This is a genomic window from Anaeroplasma sp. (assembly GCF_034179385.1).
Taxonomy (GTDB): domain Bacteria; phylum Bacillota_I; class Bacilli_A; order Acholeplasmatales; family Anaeroplasmataceae; genus Anaeroplasma.
This window is the reverse complement of sequence record NZ_JAXFPY010000086.1, coordinates 46,168-66,523: the sequence shown is the minus strand read 5'-3', so window position 1 is coordinate 66,523 and position 20,356 is coordinate 46,168. Positions and strand designations below refer to the sequence as shown.

At 34.6% G+C, this 20,356-nt stretch carries 21 protein-coding genes; 17 read left to right on the top strand and 4 right to left on the bottom strand.

All coding sequences use genetic code 11. The annotated features are described in order from the left end of the window. From SPJ17_RS05820 to SPJ17_RS05800, 5 genes are all read left to right on the top strand, one after another. Nucleotides 1-1,143 (top strand): S16 family serine protease (locus tag SPJ17_RS05820; protein WP_321093470.1); only part of this gene is annotated, 1,143 nt, incomplete at its 5' end. A gap of 122 nt (nucleotides 1,144-1,265) precedes the next feature. Further along, the gene (locus SPJ17_RS05815) at nucleotides 1,266-2,141 is read left to right on the top strand and encodes a LysR family transcriptional regulator (protein ID WP_321093468.1); all 876 of its coding nucleotides are present in this window, start codon (nucleotides 1,266-1,268) and stop codon (nucleotides 2,139-2,141) included. 4 nt (nucleotides 2,142-2,145) lie between these two features. Next, nucleotides 2,146-2,787 carry an RluA family pseudouridine synthase gene (locus SPJ17_RS05810; RefSeq protein ID WP_321093466.1) on the top strand — a complete coding sequence of 214 codons (642 nt, stop codon included), beginning with the start codon at nucleotides 2,146-2,148 and terminating at the stop codon, nucleotides 2,785-2,787. Continuing rightward, nucleotides 2,788-3,744, top strand: coding sequence for a PhoH family protein (locus tag SPJ17_RS05805; protein ID WP_321093464.1), 957 nt, complete (start codon nucleotides 2,788-2,790; stop codon nucleotides 3,742-3,744). It abuts the gene before it with no gap. A gap of 148 nt (nucleotides 3,745-3,892) precedes the next feature. Beyond that, entirely contained in the window at nucleotides 3,893-6,529 is a 2,637-nt protein-coding gene (locus SPJ17_RS05800) for a hypothetical protein (RefSeq protein WP_321093461.1), read from the top strand. Between the two features lie 74 nt (nucleotides 6,530-6,603). Here SPJ17_RS05800 and SPJ17_RS05795 read toward each other — a convergent pair whose 3' ends face one another. The 3 genes from SPJ17_RS05795 to SPJ17_RS05785 are packed head-to-tail and all read right to left on the bottom strand — an operon-like array spanning nucleotide 6,604 to nucleotide 9,147. After that, nucleotides 6,604-7,788, bottom strand: a complete 1,185-nt coding sequence (locus SPJ17_RS05795; RefSeq protein ID WP_321093457.1) for a malic enzyme-like NAD(P)-binding protein — start codon at nucleotides 7,786-7,788, stop codon at nucleotides 6,604-6,606. A gap of 4 nt (nucleotides 7,789-7,792) precedes the next feature. Then, nucleotides 7,793-8,314: a FumA C-terminus/TtdB family hydratase beta subunit gene (locus tag SPJ17_RS05790; RefSeq protein ID WP_321093455.1), complete on the bottom strand. Its 522-nt coding sequence runs from the start codon at nucleotides 8,312-8,314 to the stop codon at nucleotides 7,793-7,795. Further along, nucleotides 8,311-9,147: a fumarate hydratase gene (locus tag SPJ17_RS05785; RefSeq protein WP_321093454.1), complete on the bottom strand. Its 837-nt coding sequence runs from the start codon at nucleotides 9,145-9,147 to the stop codon at nucleotides 8,311-8,313. Before SPJ17_RS05785 ends, SPJ17_RS05790 begins: the two co-directional genes overlap by 4 nt. Before the next feature lie 117 nt (nucleotides 9,148-9,264). On the opposite strand from SPJ17_RS05785, the gene epsC reads away from it, so the two are divergent. The 12 genes from epsC (at nucleotide 9,265) to obgE (ending at nucleotide 19,697) form a co-directional block, all read left to right on the top strand. Then, on the top strand, nucleotides 9,265-10,080 hold the full coding sequence (gene epsC / locus SPJ17_RS05780) for a serine O-acetyltransferase EpsC (protein ID WP_321093453.1): 816 nt from the start codon (nucleotides 9,265-9,267) through the stop codon (nucleotides 10,078-10,080). Nucleotides 10,081-10,084: 4 nt separating this feature from the next. After that, nucleotides 10,085-10,843, top strand: a complete 759-nt coding sequence (locus SPJ17_RS05775; protein ID WP_321093452.1) for an alpha/beta hydrolase-fold protein — start codon at nucleotides 10,085-10,087, stop codon at nucleotides 10,841-10,843. Nucleotides 10,844-11,095: 252 nt separating this feature from the next. Then, entirely contained in the window at nucleotides 11,096-12,328 is a 1,233-nt protein-coding gene (locus SPJ17_RS05770; protein ID WP_321093451.1) for an ABC transporter ATP-binding protein, read from the top strand. Between the two features lies 1 nt (nucleotide 12,329). Further along, nucleotides 12,330-13,199, top strand: a complete 870-nt coding sequence (locus SPJ17_RS05765; RefSeq protein WP_321093449.1) for an ABC transporter permease — start codon at nucleotides 12,330-12,332, stop codon at nucleotides 13,197-13,199. Then, nucleotides 13,196-14,143, top strand: a complete 948-nt coding sequence (locus tag SPJ17_RS05760) for an ABC transporter permease (protein ID WP_321093447.1) — start codon at nucleotides 13,196-13,198, stop codon at nucleotides 14,141-14,143. Before SPJ17_RS05765 ends, SPJ17_RS05760 begins: the two co-directional genes overlap by 4 nt. After that, on the top strand, nucleotides 14,130-15,626 hold the full coding sequence (locus tag SPJ17_RS05755; RefSeq protein WP_321093446.1) for an extracellular solute-binding protein: 1,497 nt from the start codon (nucleotides 14,130-14,132) through the stop codon (nucleotides 15,624-15,626). The genes SPJ17_RS05760 and SPJ17_RS05755 overlap by 14 nt, the downstream gene beginning before the upstream one ends. A gap of 178 nt (nucleotides 15,627-15,804) precedes the next feature. Then, nucleotides 15,805-16,692, top strand: a complete 888-nt coding sequence (locus tag SPJ17_RS05750; protein ID WP_321093445.1) for a phosphatidylglycerol lysyltransferase domain-containing protein — start codon at nucleotides 15,805-15,807, stop codon at nucleotides 16,690-16,692. Nucleotides 16,693-16,754: 62 nt separating this feature from the next. Then, nucleotides 16,755-17,243 (top strand): hypothetical protein, encoded by a 489-nt coding sequence (locus SPJ17_RS05745; protein WP_321093443.1) that lies wholly within the window; start codon nucleotides 16,755-16,757, stop codon nucleotides 17,241-17,243. Nucleotides 17,244-17,425: 182 nt separating this feature from the next. Beyond that, nucleotides 17,426-17,734, top strand: coding sequence for a 50S ribosomal protein L21 (gene rplU / locus SPJ17_RS05740; RefSeq protein ID WP_321093441.1), 309 nt, complete (start codon nucleotides 17,426-17,428; stop codon nucleotides 17,732-17,734). Between the two features lie 2 nt (nucleotides 17,735-17,736). After that, entirely contained in the window at nucleotides 17,737-18,045 is a 309-nt protein-coding gene (locus tag SPJ17_RS05735) for a ribosomal-processing cysteine protease Prp (RefSeq protein WP_321093438.1), read from the top strand. 13 nt (nucleotides 18,046-18,058) lie between these two features. After that, complete coding sequence (rpmA, locus tag SPJ17_RS05730) at nucleotides 18,059-18,346, top strand: 50S ribosomal protein L27 (RefSeq protein ID WP_321093436.1); 288 nt, start codon at nucleotides 18,059-18,061, stop codon at nucleotides 18,344-18,346. A gap of 76 nt (nucleotides 18,347-18,422) precedes the next feature. Continuing rightward, nucleotides 18,423-19,697, top strand: a complete 1,275-nt coding sequence (gene obgE, locus SPJ17_RS05725) for a GTPase ObgE (RefSeq protein ID WP_321093435.1) — start codon at nucleotides 18,423-18,425, stop codon at nucleotides 19,695-19,697. A gap of 26 nt (nucleotides 19,698-19,723) precedes the next feature. Here obgE and SPJ17_RS05720 read toward each other — a convergent pair whose 3' ends face one another. Then, the gene (locus SPJ17_RS05720) at nucleotides 19,724-20,320 is read right to left on the bottom strand and encodes a hypothetical protein (protein ID WP_321093434.1); all 597 of its coding nucleotides are present in this window, start codon (nucleotides 20,318-20,320) and stop codon (nucleotides 19,724-19,726) included. Nucleotides 20,321-20,356: the final 36 nt, after the last annotated feature.

The following is a 20,356-nucleotide window of genomic DNA, read 5'->3' as shown; positions in this document are numbered from 1 at the left end:
CATAGAAGAACCTATATTGGTGCACTTCCAGGACGTATTCTAAAGGGTATGAAGGATGCAGGCACAGTGAATCCAGTATTCCTACTAGATGAAATTGATAAAATGACTGCTGACTATAGAGGAGATCCAGCTGCTGCAATGCTTGAGGTATTAGACCCAGAGCAGAACAAGTATTTCTCTGATAACTACCTTGAAGAACCATATGACCTATCTCAGGTAATGTTCATCACAACTGCAAATGACCTATCTGAAATTCCAACGCCACTTCGTGACCGTATGGAAATCATTGAATTATCAAGCTATACTGAAATTGAAAAGTACAATATTGGATTTAAACACTTATTACCAAGAGAAATTGAAGCACACGGCTTAAAGCCTGAGCAGCTTACGATTACAGATGATGCAATGTATGCCATTATTCGTGGCTACACAAGAGAAGCTGGTGTACGTGAGCTTGATCGTATGATTGCAACAATTTGCAGAAAAACAGTAAAGGGTATTTTAATTGACAATATTAAATCTGTTACCGTAACACCAGATAATGTAACCGATTATTTAGGAAAGATTCGTTTCTTCAACAATCAGAATCGTAATGAAAACCAGGTTGGCGTAGTTACAGGCTTAGCTTATACATCCTTCGGTGGCGATACACTGGATATTGAGGTTACAACATACCCAGGTAAGGGTGGATTCATTCTAACAGGTAAGCTTGGTGATGTCATGAAGGAATCTGCAACTGCAGCATTCTCCTATGTTAAGGCACATCAAACGGAATTTAAGATTCCAGAGGGCTTCTTAGAAAAGAATGATGTACATATCCATGTACCAGAGGGTGCAGTACCAAAGGATGGTCCATCTGCAGGTGTAACACTTACTACAGCATTAGTTAGTGCATTATCGAACCGCCCAGTAGATTGCCACTTAGGTATGACAGGTGAAATCACATTAAGAGGTGCAGTACTTCCTATTGGTGGTTTAAGAGAAAAATCTATTGCTGCTGTAAGAAGTGGATTAAAGAAGATTTTCATTCCAAAGGAAAACGAAAGAGATATCGAGGATATTCCAGAAGAGGTAAGAGATGTACTTGTGATACAGCCTGTTTCTCATGTCTCTGAAATTATCACATCGATTTTCGGTCAATAAGAATAACAAAAAGAGGAAAGACTATTGTGTTAACACAATAGCCTTTTTCTCTTGACCTTTATAAAAAAATTTTATATAATATTCGTAATCAATAAATTTCGTTTTAAAAAGGGAGGGCTAATATGATTGATACAAAGTTGATTACTTTTCTAACTTTATTAGAAGAGAAGAACTATTCAAAAACAGCTGCAAGATTATATATTACACAGCCAGCAGTTACACATCATATTAAGTCCTTAGAAAAGGAATATGACATTTCCCTTTTTAAGAATTCTAAGACCTTTGAATTAACTAAGGCTGGTTCTATGCTATTAGAATACGCTAAGAGCCTAAAGCTTCAAGAAGAATTCTTACTTGCCAATATGAAAAAACAAGATTCTTTTATATGCAATTTAGGCTTTACTCCAATGGTTAAGACGATGATTCCATCTATTGAATCATTAAAGCAAATTTTCTATGAAACACCATCCTTTAATGCATATACCTATACTTCTCAGGAATTATTTGAGCATTTAAATTCAGGTAAAATTGATTTTGCATTTATTGATAATAGCTTTGATTCTTCATGTTTTGAATCTATTCAGGTTACAAACGAAAAGGTCGTATTAGTTGGTGACCCTAAGGGACAATATGGCTCTAAGGATAGAATCACAAGAGAGCAATTATCTGTTGCAACCTTAATTTGGCCAAACGAGGATAGTGGTTTATATAAATGTATCCAAAATGCATTAAAATCGAAAAATATAAAATTAAAGAATAATTATTCTGTATCATCAAATGATCCTGATTTAATAAGAAAATTAGTGCCATTAACGGATGGACTTGCTTTTATGTATTATGATACAGTAAAAGAGGATATTGAAGCAGGAAGACTTAAAAAGTTTGATATCTTAAATCTTCAAATTACACAAAATATTTATGTAATCTATCCAAAGAACTTAGCTCTTGATGATAATCAGAAGAAATTATTAGAGATTGTTTCTAAAACAAGTAGGTGATCCTATGGTTCAAATTCTTTATGAGGATAACCATATTTTAGTTTGTGTTAAGCCTAAGGGTGTATTATCACAGGCAGATGGTTCAGATAAGTCAGATATGCTTACGATTTTAAAAAACTACATAAAGGAAAAATATAACAAGCCCGGAAATGTATATCTGGGCCTTGTTCATAGATTGGACATAAATACATCGGGAGTGATGGTTTTTGCCAAAACCAGTAAGGCAGCATCAAGACTTTCTGATGCTATAAAGATGCATGAATTCAAAAAAAGATATAAGGCAGTAGTGGAAGGCACATTCCCTTCTTTAGATACCATCACTTTAACTCATTATATATATAAGGATGAAAAGGAAAAGAAATCCTATATAAGAGAAGGTGGACAAGAATCCATTTTGGAATACACTCCAATTCGATCCTATAAGATCCAAAATACACCTGTAACATTAGTTGAAATAGGCTTAATGACAGGCAGGTTTCATCAAATTCGCTGTCAAATGGCCTATATAGGGCACCCTTTATATGGCGATAAAAAATATGGTAGTAAAAATACGATAAGCAAAGAGGAATTCCCTCTTTATGCTTATTGTATTTCTTTCCCACACCCAATAACGAAAGAAGTATTAACATTTTCTATGGAGGAATAAATGAAGTTAAGTATTAAGCTAGATCATATTGACGATGTTAGAAATATTGTAGGAATTCATAATCAAAATCTTAAAATGCTTGAGGAGGTCTTTAACATCCAAGTGGATGTTCATGGAGACCAGATATTAACCGATACGGATGATTCTATTATTCTTGCAAAACTAGAGGACATTTTCCAAATTTTAAAATTTATGGCTGAAAATCAGCAATCCATTTCTCCAAGAGATGTTATATATATTGAAAATATAGTATCTACAGGAAAGAAGATGGATTATATCAATTTCCTGAAGGAAAGAAAGCCTTTATGCTATACACAGCATAATAAGCCAATATACGCAAAAACTTTAAAGCAAAATGAATACCTAAAATGCTTAAAAAGCAAGGATTTAATCTTTTCTATTGGAGCAGCAGGTACAGGTAAAACCTACCTTGCGGTATGCTATGCTGTATCAGAATTAAAGAAGGGTACATATGAAAAGATCATTCTTACAAGACCTGCGGTAGAAGCAGGTGAATCCTTAGGCTTTTTACCGGGAGATTTAAAGGAAAAGGTAGACCCATACCTAAGGCCCTTATATGATGCATTATATGAAATGCTTGGTATGGAGCATGCAGAGGCTTTAATAGAAAAGCAAGTGATTGAAATTGCCCCTTTAGCTTATATGAGAGGTAGAACCCTAGAAAATGCCTTCATTATCTTAGATGAGGCCCAAAATGCAACAATAGACCAGCTAAAGATGTTTTTAACTCGAATGGGCTTCCATTCTAAGATGGTAGTAACTGGTGATATATCTCAGATCGATTTACCTCAATCTAAGAAATCAGGATTAAAATTTAGTGCCGATTTGCTTAGAGATCTAGATGAGGTTGGGGATATTGTTTTTGATCATTTTGATGTCGTAAGACATCCACTCGTTGGTAAAATCATTGAAAAATTTGAAAACGCAAATAAATAACATTGTTGTTTAATTTTATCAAAATTTGAAAAAAGTGCGAAAATTCCGTAAAAAATGGCACTTTTTTTCTTTTATACACTTGAAAATGCTTTCATTTCAATATAAAATATAATTGATTATTTATCTACAATAAAAGGAGCGTGTAAATATGAAGAAGAATTATTTAGTTTCTTACTTTAAATCATTCGGAATTATCGCTACTCTAGCTGTAATTATCTTATTTGCAGTTGCTGGTGTATTCCTATACCAGATGGACTTCTTAAGAGCAAATTATGTTACACTAGCACAATCTGCTATATTAGCAGTTATAGGCGGAGGAGCTGTTGTTGGTTTTTCTGGATTAAGACATGATAGAGTTAATGTTACAGACTTTATTCGTGTATCATTCTTTATTTCAAGCATTGTATTAGGCGTATTGGCATTAGTTTCTGGTATTCATCCTCGTGCAATGATTGTGTATTTTGCTTCAGCATTCGTATTCTTAGTAGAAGTAATTGTTCGTTTTACAGCAATTACAGCAGATGCTGGTCAAATTGGTATGAAGGCATATTTCAGTGCTTTAGGTTACCGTTATAATCCTATTTGCTTAGTAGTTTTAGGCATGGTGGTTGCTGTTGTGCTTGGAATCTTAGGTAAAAATGGTGTATTAGCGAATTTATATACAGCTAAAACTAAATTCTACATTATTGGTGCTGCAGTTGCATTACTTGGTATATTATTAGTTTCTGCACTAGATAGAGATTCTGATACAAACTGGTTAGATGCTATTTTAACTGTTGTGTTTATTGGCTCTATCTATAGCCCTGCAATTTTAGCTGCTTCCTTAACAGCTCCTATTGCAAAGGCATTATTAATTATCATTTTACTTGCAACTTCAGGATTAATCGTTCGTTCTGTATTCTACAATAAGGATATTATTTATGATACAAACCGTGATAAGGCTAGAACATATTATAGAAATATCTTCAGTAAGTATAATGTACTTGCTGCAGTAGTTATTGCAATCATTGCTATCGGCTTAGTTGCAATCTCTACAGCATATGCACTAGGAACTGGTGATTTATATATACTAATGCTTAATAATGTTAAGCTTCCTGCTGGTTCAATTACAGTTTATTTAACATCTGGTATTGCATTACTAATTGGTTTAGTATTAACTGTATTATTGTTTGTATTCCGTAATTTCCGCAGCACAGAGCCAATTAAGACAGACTGGGTATTAATTTCTTTAATCCTAGCTACAGGCTTAGGCTTACCATTCTTTATTTCAATGGCGATCACTGATTTTAGTGTATTAACATCTAACGTTTTATTATTAGTTGTTGGTATTGCATATATCGTATTCTTCATTATTGGCGTTGCTATTCAAATATTACGTATTAGAAACTTTGACCCTATGGCAGCTATAATTGCTAAGGAAGCTGAAGAGAAGATTCAGCAGAAGAAAGAAGAAAAGCAAGCAGCTAAGGCAGCTGAAGAGCAGGCTGAAAGAGAAGAAAAGGAAAGAAAAGAGAAGGAAGATCCATTCGCATTAACTGAAGAGGATGAAGCAATCTACGCTGCAGAATATGGCGAAGAGGAAAAGAAGGAAGAAGAACCAGAAGAGCAAGGTAATCCTTATGAAGAGGAAGAGACTCAGGAAGCCCCTGCTGAAGAGGTTGTTGAAGAAGTTCAAGCTGAAGAAGCTCCTCAAGAGGAAGAGGCTCAGGACGAATTTGATTCATTCGTAAATTCTGTTTCAGAAAAGGAAGAGGCTCAGGAAGCCCCTGCAGAAGAGGTACCAGCTGAAGAGGCTCCTCAAGAGGAAGCTGAAGAGGATGATGCTGAAGATTCTGAAGAGGAAGATGAAGAAGAGGATGAAGAAAATCCTTATGATGCAGAAGAAGAACCAGAAGAGGCATCTCCAGAGCATGAAAAGACTTTAGAATCTTCTATCGAAGTTCAAGAATATGTTGCTGTTGACGAAAATGGTCAGCCAAAGAAGATTAAGCGTAAGTTTAATACAAAGATGATGTTTGCTCCTTATGAAACTAAGGAATACTATAATGAGGTTAAAAACTACTTAATGATGTATCGTGCAAAGGGTAGATGCTCTGCTAGATGCGAATCCTTCAGATACAAGGGCTTAGTTGCTAAGCTTGCTTTAGGTGGAAAGGCTATTAAGGTATTCTTAGCTTTAGATCCAGCTATTATTGAACAATATCCAAAGTATCGTTTAAAGGATGTTTCTGAGAAGAAGCAATATGCTGAAGTTCCAGTAATGATTAAGGTACGTTCTGACCGTGCATTAAAGTATTGCAAGGAATTAATCGATTTAATGTTTGCTAACCGTCTTGTAAAGCCAAAGAGAAACTTTGAGCCTACAAACTTCATCACTCAGTTAATTCCAAATGGTGAAGCTATTTTAGGTAACTTAGGTATGGAAGCTTGGTATCTACAGAATACAATGAATGTAAATGGTATTCCTGAGGAAATGCCTGATGATTTAATTGATTACCTACCTATGATTCCTGGTGAGCCTCTTGATGAGGAAGAGGAAGAAGCAGTTGTATATCTTGATACATTATGCTTACACTTCGAAGAGGGCTCCGTTATTCAGTTAGATATGTTAAAGAGTGCTCATATTTGTCAAAAGGGTAATATCCTTCGTGTTAAGGCTAGAGGTACATTAGATCGTAAGCTTATCATTTATGCTGAAAAGTTTGATGATGATGCATTAAAGATGATTCTATGTACGAATGGTACAGCAATTCGTATCGTTCGTGACGAAGTAGAAGGCGAATAATAAAAAATATGCTCATGCGAAAGCATGGGCATTTTTTTACGTAAAAAAGTCAAGCCGAAGCTTGCCTTATAGATTTACTTTTGTGCTACACCTGTTTTAATTGCAGCCTCACTTACGGCCTTTGCAACCTCCCTGACCACTCTCTTATCGAATGCACCAGGAACAATATATTCAGGATTTAACTCATCATCTTTAATAATTTTAGAAATTGCATATGCAGCTGCAAGCTTCATTTCTTCGTTAATCTTTTTAGCCCGAACATCCAAAGCACCTCTAAAGATTCCTGGGAAAGCAAGTACATTATTAATTTGGTTTGGATAATCACTTCTACCAGAACCAACAATATAAGCTCCAGCCTCCTTAGCATCTAAATAAGAGATTTCAGGAGTAGGATTTGCCATCGCAAAAACAATTGGCTTATCCGCCATAGATTTTACCATTTCCTTTGTTACAAGGTTTGGTGCGGAAACTCCAACAAAGGCATTCGCACCAACCATAATGGATTTCAATGTGTTATCATGATTTTTAGGTGTATCAAAGATTCCATCATCTATTAATTCCTTTATTAAGAAGTCATAGGAATCATATTTATTCTTATCTACAACACCATTAATGTTATAAGCATAAATCTTACCAACACCAATTTTCTTAAGCATTCTTGCAACCATCGATCCAGCAGCACCAGTACCAGATAAAACAACTGTCATATCCTTTAGAGGCTTTTTAGTGAATCTTTCAATATTTAAGAATGCAGCAGCAACGATAATAGAAGTGCCATGCTGATCATCATGGAATACAGGAATATCCATTTCCTTGATTAATCTTCTTTCAATTTCAACGCATCTAGGTGCTGAAATATCCTCTAAATTGATTGCGCCAAGGGTCGGCTCTAAATATTTAACGGTTTTAATGATTTCTTCAACATCTTGTGTTTTTAAGCAAATAGGGAAGGAATCTACATTTGCAAGTTCCTTAAGTAATATAGATTTCCCTTCCATTACAGGAATTGCAGCATACGGTCCAATATTACCAAGCCCTAAAACTGCAGAACCATCCGTAATAACTGCAACAGTATTTGATTTTGCTGTATAGGTATAGCATAAATTTTTATCTTTTTCAATTTCCTTACAAGGATATGCAACACCAGGTGTATAGGCTAGTGATAAATCCTCTTGATTTTCAATTTTTACCCTTGATTTCATTTCAAGCTTTCCATGATTTTCCTCATGAAGCTTTAATGCTCTTTCCTTCAAATCCATAACTTTACCCCTCAAATATATTATTTCCATAATAATCAATAGCTAAAATCATTTTAAAGCCTTCTACCTCAAGTCTTTTAATGGATTCAGGTCCTAAATCGAAAAAGGCAACTTCCTTAGCCTTTTTAACGGCCTTAGATAATAATGCACCACATCCGCCAGTCGTAATAAAATATAGAATATGATTCTTTTGATAATACTTTGTACAGTCCTCATCTCTTGGCCCCTTACCAATAGTAGCCGTAACATTTAATTCCTTCATCATTGGTGCGAAGGCATCCATTCTAGATGAGGTCGTAGGTCCAATAGAACCAATGACATGCCCAGGCTTGGTTGGTGTTGGGCCAGCATAATATATAAATGCATCATTAAAATCTACAGGTAATGCTTCCTTATTTTCAAGCATTTTTTTCATTCTCATATGGGCTGCATCTCTTGCTGTATAAATAACACCTTCAAATTCAACAACATCTCCAGCCTTTAATTCCTTAAGCTTTTCCTTATCCATAGGGTATTTAATGATCATAATTCCACCACCTTATGTCTTGATGCATGGCACTGAATGTTTACAGCAACGGGTAAGGATGCAATATGGCAAGGATATAGATTAACCTTAACTGCTAGTGCTGTAGTTTTACCACCTAGTCCCATAGGCCCTACATTAAGCTTATTAATTTCTTCAAATAATTCCTTTTCTAGGGCTTTTGCATCCGAATCACTTGATTCATCATCTATTGGTCTTAAAAGGGATTCTTTGGCCAATAATGCGCATTTTTCTAGGTCTCCGCCGATACCAACACCAACAATTAATGGTGGACAAGGTCTACCTCCTGCCTCTTTGATCGTAGAAAGTACAAATTTCTTAATTCCATCTATGCCATCGGCAGGAACAAGCATTTTTACCCTACTCATATTTTCGCTTCCTGCACCCTTAGGGCATAGTGTGATTTTAAGCTTATCACCTAAGGTATGCTTAATATGTATAATTGAAGGAGTATTATCCTTTGTGTTGATTCTATTTAAAGGAGATTTCACTACACTTTTTCTTAAATAGCCCTCCCTATAGCCTAAGGATACTCCATCATTAATGGCTTTATAAATATCACCAGGGATATATACCTCATTCCCAATTTCAACAAAAACGATAGTAATACCTGTATCCTGGCACATAGGGATGTTTTCCTTCTCTGCAAGGCAATCATTTTCTATAATTTGCTCTAAAATAGATTTTGCTAAACCGCATTCCTTATTTTTAGCACATTCTATAGCATTTAAAACATCACTCTCTATATAGGTTGCAGCCTCAATAGCAAGGCGCTTAACCTCATTTGTGATTACGCTAGGTTCAATTGTTTTCATAAGAATCCTCCTAGGTAACATTATATAATAATTCTTATGAAATTTAATACGGAAAATGCTTTTATAGTTTGAATTACCTTCAAAAAAAGTTATAATGTAAGAAACGGAGTGATTATTATGAACGATAAATTTGAAAATTGGTTAAAAGCCAAGAAAATGGGGGAAATCACAGATGATGCTCTCCAACAAGATGATGTCGTTGGCTTTTTAGATAATATGAAGGGATTGTTATTCCCAGGATATGTAGAGCATGTAAATATATTAAGCGATTATATTGATGAAAAAATTGATGCAATAAAATATTTCTTGCATAAGCTATTAAGAGCAGTAGAAAGAATAACGAAGAACTCTTTATTATGTGAAAACATGATCGATTGCTTCTTTAACTTTATTCCAGAAATTGATTCTTATCTTCAAACAGATTTACAAGCTCTATTTGATGGGGATCCTGCTGCAAAAACAAAATCAGAAATTATCTTAACTTATCCTGGATTAACGGCTATCTTTACTTATAGAATTGCTCATGTCCTATATAAGCTTGAGGTGCCTATTTTACCTAGAGCTTTAACGGAATATGCACATAGTAAAACAGGTATAGATATTCATCCAGGTGCAGAAATTGATTCTTACTTTTTTATAGACCATGGTACAGGTATCGTCATTGGTGAAACAACTATTATCGGAAAGCATGTAAAATTATATCAAGGTGTAACCTTAGGCGCACTATCCTTAAGAGAGGGTCAAAAGCTTTCGGGAACAAAGCGTCACCCAACGGTTAAGGACAATGTAACAATTTATTCTGGTGCTTCCGTACTTGGTGGTGAAACCATTATTGGAGAAAATACAACCCTAGGCTCTAATGTATTTATTACAACAAGCGTTGAACCAAATATGACTGTAACAATTTTAGGTGAAAAAAGGCACAAGGAGTGATAATATGAAGGTTGAATATTACAAGGAATATAGTAATATTTTGGGAAGAGATATGGAATTTAAAGTTTTTGGCCATGCCGGAAAGCCTTGTATTGCATTTCCTGCAGAGGCAAAAAGATTCTATGATTATGAGGATCATGGCTTAATTGGGGCTATGGAATATTATATCGACCAAGGAAGAATCCAAGTATTTTGTGTGGATTCTTTCGATAATGAATCTTGGAGTGCGAACTGGAAAAACCCACATGACCGCATATTAGCACAAGAAGCATATTTTAATTATATAATTAATGAATTTGTACCAAGAGTATATGAAATTAATACAAAAGGTAATGGTGGAGGAGTAGCCGATGGTATTATGACATTCGGTGTATCCTTAGGTGCATATCATGCACTAAACTTCTTAGTAAGAAGACCAGATATCTTTAATCACGTGTTAGCCTTATCTGGAATTTATCATTCTGGCTTCTTCATTAAGGATTATGCGGATGAATTAACCTTCTTAAATTCTCCTCTAGATTCTTTAATTGTTATGCATAACAATCATCCATATGTTGAGCTATACAAAAGAGCTAGAATTATCATTTGTGTAGGGCAGGGTGCATGGGAGGATATCTGCTTAGAAGAAACAAGAAAGGTAGATCAAGCCTTAAAGAATTTAGGCATACCTGCTTGGGTGGATTATTGGGGATATGATAGACCTCATGATTGGCCTAGCTGGCTTGAGCAGGTACCGTATTTCTTGTACCATATTTTAGACTAATAAAATTCGAGGATAAGTCAATTATCCTCCTTTTTATTTTCGAATTTTATCCTATTTTGAATATCATTTTGAAAACCCTTACATTGCTTGGGAAAATCCAATATTTTTATTGCATTATGAAAAATTAAGAATATAATATATCTATCAAATTATGTTTTGATTAAAAAAAGACGAATATTTTCTATAATATTCAAAGAAAATTTTTGGGAAAGGAAATTCGAAAGACACAAGTCTTTCATTCGGTAAACTGCGTTGGCACAACCTATTATCGAATTGCACAACATAGTAAAGTACTATGGAGACAATTGCGTTGTAGATGGCATTAACTTAGACATCTACCCTAATGAGTTTGTTACTCTACTAGGTCCCTCTGGATGTGGTAAAACAACTACACTTAGAATGATTGGAGGATTTGAGTATCCTTCATCTGGTGAAATCATTGTCAATGGAAAAATTATTAATAATCTTCCTGCATATGCAAGACCTATTAATACTGTATTCCAAAGATATGCACTATTTCCTCATTTGAACGTTTTTGATAACGTTGCCTTTGGTATCCGTAACCGTGGAAGAAAATTCATGATTGAATTCTATGGCGGAAAGGAAAAGGTAATTCAGGGCTGTATCGAAGAAAAAATTAGAAGAGGTATCCCTGAAAAAAAAGCCAAAAAGGTGTCTTATTTTGACATCAACAAGTATTTGAAAATTTGTGTTAGGGATTCTGTAATGACAGCCCTTGAGATGGTAAATCTATCTGGCTTTGAAGAGCGTAGCATCGATAAGATTTCCGGTGGACAAATGCAAAGAGTTGCAATCGCAAGAGCAATCGTGTTAAAACCTAAAATTTTATTACTAGATGAGCCACTATCTGCACTAGATTTAAAGCTTCGTCAAAACATGCAATATGAGCTTAAGGAAATGCAAAGAAATTTAGGTATTACATTTATCTTTGTAACTCACGACCAAGAAGAAGCTATGGTAATGAGCGACCGTATTGTCGTTATGAAGGATGGTATCATTCAGCAGCTTGGTACACCAAAGGATATCTACAATGAGCCTGTCAACCGTTATGTTGCAAACTTCATTGGAGAATCTAATATAATTCAGGGTGTATATATTGGACGTAATCGTGTAAAGTTCTTAGGTGCAGAATTTTATGTTGTTGGATATGAATTTAGTGATATGGAACCTGTAGATGTAGTTATTCGTCCTGAGGACTGGGATGTTGTTCCTATGTCTAAGGCAAAGGTTAAGGGTGTTGTTACATCGAGTATTTTTAAGGGTGTACACTTTGAACTTTTAGTTGATATTGAGGGTGTAGAATATGTTGTTCACACCTACGAGGATATTAAAAAGGGAGAGGTTGTCGGCTTAACCATCGACCCATATGAGATTTGTCTTATGAAGCTTGATGGCTCTCCTAAGAAGCTAATTCCTGTTGAAGAAATTGAAAGAAGAAAAGATTTGTCAAAAGAGGTAGACTAAGATGCAGAAGACCAATCAGAAAAGGGTCATTCCAGCACATCAGGTTTCTCACCGTCTTGAACGAATGGCAAAGCCTTACCTTTATTGGTTATACTTACTTGCTGTAGTACCAATGATCGTAATGTTTTTCTTGATGTTTGTAGACACAGAAGGAATTAAATTCGATGGAATGGCATTTAGTATATCTAATTTTGCAATCCTTACCGAAGAATCTACACTTATCGCATTTTGGAATTCGATCAGGTTTGCAGTTTTAACTACTGTAATTTGTATTTTCTTTGGCTATTTAGTTGCGTATAGCTTATATCAATCAAAATTAAAGAATAAATATATGGTTTTATTATTGTTAATATTACCATCATGGACCAATATATTACTTAGAATTAATGCTTTAGCATCTATTTTTAAACCAAATAATATTTTACAAGATATTTTTAACCTACCTGCCGTAGGGGAGGGTATTATTGGTACAGATTGGGCAGTATTACTTGGTATGGTATTTACCTATTTACCATTTATGATTATGCCTATTTATACATCCTTAGAGAAGATAGATCCATTACTTCATGAGGCCTCCTTAGACTTAGGTATGACGGATTTCAAGAAGTTTTGGTATGTTACCTTCCCATTATCCTCTAAGGGTATTGTATCTGGGTCTATTATGGTACTTTTACCTTGTATGTCCGGATTTGCTATTCCACAAATCCTTGGTAATGGTAATGTATTACTTATCGGTAATATCATTGAACAAAGCTTCAAGAGTATGAGTTATAATAGAGGCTCAGTTTTAGCTATTGTAATTTTAATTATCATTTTAGGAGCTATCCTAATCATTAACAAGACAGATAAGGAGGGCTCAACATTACTATGATGAATGAAGAAGTAAAAGCATATGATCCTTCTAATTATTCCTATGCTAAGGCATCGGATTATGGATATAAGGATTATAAGGCCTTAAAGATGGCATGGAAGATATTAAAATATATCCTTTTAGCATTTTCCATTTTCATGATTTATTTTGCAGTGATCATTATTGCAATTCAGTCCTTCAATTCAACGGATTCTACTACTGAATTTGCATCCTTTACCTTCCAAAATTATGCAAAAATGTTTGGTAAAGGCTCCTTAAATGATTCTATTTTAAATACATTTAAGACATCTATTATTGCAACTTTGGTTGCAACAGTAATTGGTACATTTATCGCAGTAGGTGCATATTACCTACCTCCAAAGATTAAGAATAGATTATTATTGTTAAATAATATTCCATTATTAAATGCAGATATCGTTACTGGTATTTCTTTAATGCTTATATTCTCCTTGTTCTTAACTATAAATAAGAAATTCTTCGGCTTTTGGACAATTACAATTGCGCATATTTATTTCATATTACCTTACATTTTCTTATCCGTTCATCCAAAGATGAAGGAAATTGATCCGAATATGCTTGATGCATCACTCGATTTAGGAGTTAAGCCATTTCGGTCTGTATTAAAGGTAATTATTCCAGCAATTAAGGGTGGAATCTTCTCTGGTATGGTACTTGCATTTACCATAAGCTTTGAGGATTTCGTCGTTGGTTATTATACAAAGGGTAATGGATATAATACATTATCTATTTGGATTTATGCATCCATTGGTAGAAAGAGCCTATACCCTGGTGTATATGCATTCTCTACTATGGTTACAGCTGTTATGATTTTAGCTGTAGTATTATTCAATGTATATAAGAAATTTAATCTAGATGTAAAGATTAAGAAAGTATTCATGAATCTACGTAAGAAGAGGGAGGCAAAGCTTTATGAACAAAAGTAAGCTTGTATATGGGATCCTTCTTGCATCCGCTTTCGCTTTAGGATTAACATCCTGTAGTGGAAGGCAAACCCTATTATTTCTAAATTGGGGAGAATATATTGATGAGGAAATGCTTGATGCATTTGAAGATAAATATAATTGTACCGTAAGTATGGATTTAGGTGATTCTAATGAAATTTTCTACTCTATGGTTAGTGCAGGTACTACGGTATATGATGTTGTATGTCCATCAGACTATATGGTTGAAAAGATGTACATGAAGGGAATGCTTCAGGAAATTGATTTTTCAAAGCTTTCTATGTCTGGCTATAATCCAAATACGGAAGAAGGTAAGGCGAACATACGTAAGGGCGTCTTATCTATAATGCAGGATATGGATAATAATCTTAAGCAAAAAGATAGTACTTATCAAGCAGGTACAATTCAAAACTATTTTGTCCCATATCTATGGGGTACTTGGGGAATTATGTATTCTACAAGGAAAGAGGATTTACCAAAGGAGGGTGAGGTTCCACCTACATACGAGAATACAATTAAGTATGCTATAATCGAATCTGAAAATCAATGGAGCTCCTTATTTGATAGAAATTCCCTTCCGAAAGGAACAAGAGTTTCTATGTATGATTCCTATCAGCATGCATATTATGCTGCAAGCCGTTATTTTGAAAAGACAAAGCCTTTAACAAATACCTATGGAAATCCACTTTCTACTCTGGATTTAGAGCGTATGAGAGATTTGGTTAAAAATATGAAGTTTGACTCTTGGGGAACCGATAATATAAAGAAGGATATTGTTGCAGGAAATACGGATGTAGGATTCATGTGGACAGGTGATTTCTTATATTACTACTGTGAAAATGCGGCAAAGGTCGCTATTGAAGCATATATTAATGGCGATGTAACTATGGATAATATGGAAGCTATGCTTGCAGAAATATGTGATTCTTCGGATAGAGTATATGAAGCAAATGGTAAAAGATATGGTATTGGCTTCGATTTATTTATTCCAGATGACACTGTTGCCTTCTGTGATAATTTAGTAATTCCTAAGGATGCATCGAATGTCGATTTAGCACATAAATTCATTGATTTTATGTCTTCTTATAAAACTAGTGCTTCTTTAGATGAAGAAGGAAAAGAAATTGATCCTTCCACCTTAGATGATGCAGACATTTTAACTCCAAAGTTTTCAAACACATATTATGTTACATATGATGCTGTAACTATTGATGTATATGAGGATTTAGTGGGATTACAGGATCCATCTGTATTTAATCAAGAATTAGCAGATATCTCTAAAGAAGAATTTAGAACAATGAATGTAGAGGACACAACTCTTTATGGTGTATTATATGATTATGTAACGGGCATAGCATTTACAAAGTATTATGAAAAGGACAATGTAAAGGGAAGCATATTAGCCACATTTGGTCAAAAATATATCGATCAAATTAATACGACATTTAATAATGCAAGAACATAAAAAGATACTTTAGTATCTTGGGGCTTTATAAGCCCCTTTTCTTTATAGATAAATAGAAACAAAATATAAAAAACTCTATAGACAAAATTCACTTTGTGACCAGTATTTTTAAGACTTGTTTTGAAAAATATGTCAAATAGGATATAATATAGAATGAGAGTTTGCGGAAGGAGGGAATATGATGATCAATTTCCATAAGTATTCATTCTTGGATTGCAAGAAGCTTAAACGATATATTGAGAATGATGATTATTGGATTTGTCAATACAATCCAATATGGATATTCGTTTGGAGTGATTATTATAAGCCTGAAATTTGCTTCCGTCACGACTTTGTGTTCATTAGGTTTATGATGCCTGATGTTGGTATGTGCTACTACCCTCCTTTAGGCAAGGGGGATTTAAAGCAAGCAATAGAGGATATGGAAGAGGATGCAAAAGAGAAAGGCTTTGATTTTTATTTAGCCCCTGTTGCTGAATCCTTATATCCATATGTTTCAAAGCTTAGTGATAAGCTTTATGAAAATAGAAATTTTGATACCTATATATGCTCCTCAGACTCCCTATCCTTCTTCAAGGAAAAGGAATATAAGGAAAAAAGAAAGCTATGCGAAAAATTTGAAAAGCAGCATAGAGATGCGGTATATAAGCCAATAAAGAAGGAAGACTTTGGTTTGATTTTGGAATTTATTACCGATTGGAATCAGGAGCATTCGGATCAATATAACACTCCCTATTTTTATAAGCAATTAAATATGATAAAAAAATGTATGGATCATTTATATGAGCTAGATTTATTTGGAATAATCTTAATGGATGAAAAGAAGGTCTATGGTGTTGCGATTGCATCCTTGATTGGTAATGTTGCAACATTACATGTAAACCTATCCTTAGATAGTATTCCTGGTGCAGCAGAGGAGCTTATGCAGTGCTTCGCAAGAACTACCTCTCTAAAAGCGAGATATATTTCTTTAGAGGTGGATTCAGGGGATTTAGTAGAAAGGAAGAAAAAGTCTTCCTATAAGCCTCTAAAGCTTGAAAAGTACTACGCAACATTTAATCTTTAATTTTGGCATAAAAAGATATATAATAAAAAAGAAATGGCCTTAGGGCTTAGGAGGATTTATTAATGGAAAATAATACAAGAGAAAATATTCCGGAAAGTATTTGGGCTGATGGAGTACCAGAGAATATAGAGGATAAGGATAGAATTAGTCCAGAGGAGCTTCATGGTATGGCTATTGATTATGTCATGAAGAAGGTTATTTTACCTAAAGGCTTTAAGGTTGAACAGGGCTTCCCAAGAAGGGATTTCCCAAATATTGTTATGAAAAGAGATGGGGTAATCTATATGGTGGTTGTATTCCCATCTGTATTTCCAAGCTATGCTACTCCAAACGATGATTTTCGTTTGAAGGTAGTAGAAAACGCAAAGAAATTTGATGCAGTTGCATTATATGCACCAGTAGGATATAAATCTATTGATGAGGAGCGTGCAAAGGCACAGCTTACTCTAAAGGGAGATGTATTCCAAACCATGTTCCCAGGATTTATTGTTTTAAACGATCAAGAGCATCAGGATTTCAATGTCAAGCCTGAGGATTTATTCCGTCCATAAGAGAAGCCTCTTGGCTTCTTTTCTTTATACTAAAGGGAAAAAATTTTTAAATTCATGGTTGACTATAGACTAATTATTTAATATAATTACTATGTTGTAACATGCACCACTTAGAAAGGGTCAAAAATGGATAAAATCCTACCCTAATAGTGTGTCTTAAATAATGAAGGAGGTAATACGACATGTATGCAATTGTTGAAACTGGTGGAAAGCAAGTAAAGGTTGAAGTTGGCGAAGCTATCTATGTTGAAAAGGTAGAAGTAGCAGAAGGCGAATCTTATACTTTCGATAAGGTTTTATTAGTAGCTGGTGATGAAACAAAGGTTGGTGCTCCATATGTTGAGGGCGCTACAGTTGTTGCAAAGTGCGAGAAACAGGGAAGAGGCAAGAAGATTACAATCTACAAGTATCGTCCTAAGAAGCATTCTGCATCTAAGAAGGGTCATCGTCAGTCATATACTAAGTTTGTTGTTGAAGCTATCAATGCTTAATTATGACTACTTATTATATTGAACGTAAAACAAATGAAGCATTAATCGAGATTAAAGGACATGCAGGAGCGGGCACTAGTGGTCATGATGTTGTATGTGCAGCAATCTCTACAGCCTGTTATATGACAGCAAATCTCATTGACAAATTGGATTTACGTTACAACATCTTAGATCTTGTTTGTGAGGATGGCTATTTCAGATTACAGGTAAAAACTGATAATCATGTAGTTTTAGGTATCTTCGATAATTTAGAAGAGCACATTATAGAATTACATAATCAGTATCCTAAATATTTAAAAATGAAGAAATAGGAGGATTCAAGATATGTTACTTAAGCTTAATATTCAGTTATTTGCATATAAAAAAGGTGTAGTTACAACTAAACACGGCCGTGATTCTGAGGCAAAGCGTTTAGGCGCTAAGGCTTCTGATGGTGAGGTTGTTACAGCTGGTTCAATTTTATACCGTCAAAGAGGTACTAAGTTCTTCCCAGGCGAAAATGTTGGTCGTGGTGGAGACGATACTTTGTATGCAAAGGTTGCTGGAACAGTAAAGTTCGAGCGTAAGGGACGCGACAAGAAGCAGATTTCTGTTTACCCAATCGCTGAATAATTAAATTGCAAGAATTTAGCCCAAAGGTACCACGGTCTTTTGGGCTTTATTTTTCAATAAAAAGGAGGGAATACTCATGTTTATAGATTCCGCTACAATGGAAATCACTGCTGGTAAGGGTGGAGATGGTATTGTTGCATATAGAAGAGAACTAAAGGTCGAGCGCGGTGGACCTTATGGTGGATCTGGTGGAAAAGGTGGATCCGTTATCTTCGTAGGCGATGAAGGTATGTCCACATTACTTGATTTAAGATACAATAAGGTTGTTAAGGGAAATCCTGGTGAAAAGGGTAAGAATAAGGGTATGTATGGTGCAAATGCTGATGATACCTATATTCGTGTACCTGTAGGTACAACTATATTTGATGATGATTCTGGTAAGGTCATTGGAGATATTACCAAAAACAAGCAAGAGGTTATCGTATGTAAGGGTGGCCGTGGTGGTAGAGGTAATATGGCATTTGCCAATGGTGTTATTAAATGCCCTGATTTTTGTGAAAAGGGTGAGCCTGGCGAGCATAGGTTTATTCGCTGCGAACTTAGAGTTTTAGCGGACTGCGGACTTGTTGGATTCCCTAGTGTTGGTAAATCCACTTTAATTAGTGCAGTTTCCTCTGCAAGACCAAAAATTGCCGCATACCATTTTACAACCTTACAACCGAATTTAGGTATGGTAAGATTAGATGATGGTAGAGACTTCGTCATGGCAGATCTACCTGGTATTATCGAGGGTGCGCACGAGGGTGCAGGCTTAGGACTTCAATTCCTACGTCACATCGAAAGATGTAAGGTTATTGTCCATATCATAGATATGGCCTCTGTAGATTTGAGAGATCCATATAATGATTTTGTAACTATTAATAATGAGCTAAAGGAATATAAAATGAATTTAGCCAATCGTCCAATGATTATTGTTGCAAATAAGATGGATTTACCACAGGCAAAGGAAAACTTAAAGGAATTTAAGAAAAAGGTTCAACTACCTATCATCGAAATATCTGCATATACAAAAGAGAATTTAAATGAGCTTTTATATAAGATTGCAGATACCCTAGATTCTACAGAAAGCTTCAGCTTATTTGAAGAGGATGAGCTCGATGTTGTAGAATATGGCTTAGAAGAGGAAAAGAAGCCATTTACTATTGAAAAGCAAAGTGATGGTGTATATAACATCACTGGAGATAAGATCAAAAGAGTCATTGAAATGACAGATTTTGATTCGGATACAGCAAGATACCGCTTTGCGCGTCAGCTTAGAGCCTATGGCGTTGATGATGCCTTAAGAAAGCTTGGCGTACAAAATGGTGATACTGTTAGAATTTATGATATTGAATTTGAATTCATAGAATAAAAGATGGGGACTACAAAGTCCCCATTTTAATCGTCTAAAACACCTGTTTGTGATAAATATTCTAAATATTCCTCATGAGGTAATATTTCCATATTTTTTACCTTAAATAGATTATTTTCCTTAGCGATATAAACTCTATTTTGGCAATCCATATCTGGTGTATCTAAATAGACATCAATCATTTTGACATAATTATCAATTAAATATTTTACTCTTGCGTGGCCATCAAGTAATACATATTCATCATCGATTATTGTAACTGGTACAACAAGCCTTTCATTTTCTAAATATTTTTCTATTGCATCATATTTCTTTTGGTCAATAAAGAATTTGGATGGCTGTAATATATCTACTGGCAGCTTAAATGTATGTATATCATCATATGCGAAATAGAAGCTTCTATCTGAATTATAAAAGCGTACAATTTGTTTATTATATTTTCTAAATGCAGCTATAGCATCCTTAATATGTAAAATATTATCATAAATGACCTTGGAATCCATACCATGAATTTCAAATTCATAATGGTATTTTTTATCGTCATCTACTATGGTAAAGCAATTTCCTAAGGCCTTATTATCAAAGGTATAAAAGGAATCTATTCTATCTCTTATTATTTTCACGTTTCATCACCAAATTCATTATAAATACATTTTAAA

What these genes read in the sequence shown, in the direction of transcription:
- SPJ17_RS05755 (WP_321093446.1), top strand. Translation starts at nt 14,130, where the DNA reads ATGAACAAAAGTAAGCTTGTATATGGGATCCTTCTTGCATCCGCTTTC.
- SPJ17_RS05785 (WP_321093454.1), bottom strand. Translation starts at nt 9,147, where the DNA reads ATGAAAACAATTGAACCTAGCGTAATCACAAATGAGGTTAAGCGCCTT.
- SPJ17_RS05775 (WP_321093452.1), top strand. Translation starts at nt 10,085, where the DNA reads ATGAAGGTTGAATATTACAAGGAATATAGTAATATTTTGGGAAGAGAT.
- SPJ17_RS05745 (WP_321093443.1), top strand. Translation starts at nt 16,755, where the DNA reads ATGGAAAATAATACAAGAGAAAATATTCCGGAAAGTATTTGGGCTGAT.
- SPJ17_RS05810 (WP_321093466.1), top strand. Translation starts at nt 2,146, where the DNA reads ATGGTTCAAATTCTTTATGAGGATAACCATATTTTAGTTTGTGTTAAG.
- rpmA (WP_321093436.1), top strand. Translation starts at nt 18,059, where the DNA reads ATGTTACTTAAGCTTAATATTCAGTTATTTGCATATAAAAAAGGTGTA.
- SPJ17_RS05805 (WP_321093464.1), top strand. Translation starts at nt 2,788, where the DNA reads ATGAAGTTAAGTATTAAGCTAGATCATATTGACGATGTTAGAAATATT.
- SPJ17_RS05750 (WP_321093445.1), top strand. Translation starts at nt 15,805, where the DNA reads ATGATGATCAATTTCCATAAGTATTCATTCTTGGATTGCAAGAAGCTT.
- epsC (WP_321093453.1), top strand. Translation starts at nt 9,265, where the DNA reads ATGAACGATAAATTTGAAAATTGGTTAAAAGCCAAGAAAATGGGGGAA.
- SPJ17_RS05815 (WP_321093468.1), top strand. Translation starts at nt 1,266, where the DNA reads ATGATTGATACAAAGTTGATTACTTTTCTAACTTTATTAGAAGAGAAG.
- obgE (WP_321093435.1), top strand. Translation starts at nt 18,423, where the DNA reads ATGTTTATAGATTCCGCTACAATGGAAATCACTGCTGGTAAGGGTGGA.
- SPJ17_RS05760 (WP_321093447.1), top strand. Translation starts at nt 13,196, where the DNA reads ATGATGAATGAAGAAGTAAAAGCATATGATCCTTCTAATTATTCCTAT.
- SPJ17_RS05790 (WP_321093455.1), bottom strand. Translation starts at nt 8,314, where the DNA reads ATGATCATTAAATACCCTATGGATAAGGAAAAGCTTAAGGAATTAAAG.
- SPJ17_RS05795 (WP_321093457.1), bottom strand. Translation starts at nt 7,788, where the DNA reads ATGGATTTGAAGGAAAGAGCATTAAAGCTTCATGAGGAAAATCATGGA.
- rplU (WP_321093441.1), top strand. Translation starts at nt 17,426, where the DNA reads ATGTATGCAATTGTTGAAACTGGTGGAAAGCAAGTAAAGGTTGAAGTT.
- SPJ17_RS05735 (WP_321093438.1), top strand. Translation starts at nt 17,737, where the DNA reads ATGACTACTTATTATATTGAACGTAAAACAAATGAAGCATTAATCGAG.
- SPJ17_RS05800 (WP_321093461.1), top strand. Translation starts at nt 3,893, where the DNA reads ATGAAGAAGAATTATTTAGTTTCTTACTTTAAATCATTCGGAATTATC.
- SPJ17_RS05765 (WP_321093449.1), top strand. Translation starts at nt 12,330, where the DNA reads ATGCAGAAGACCAATCAGAAAAGGGTCATTCCAGCACATCAGGTTTCT.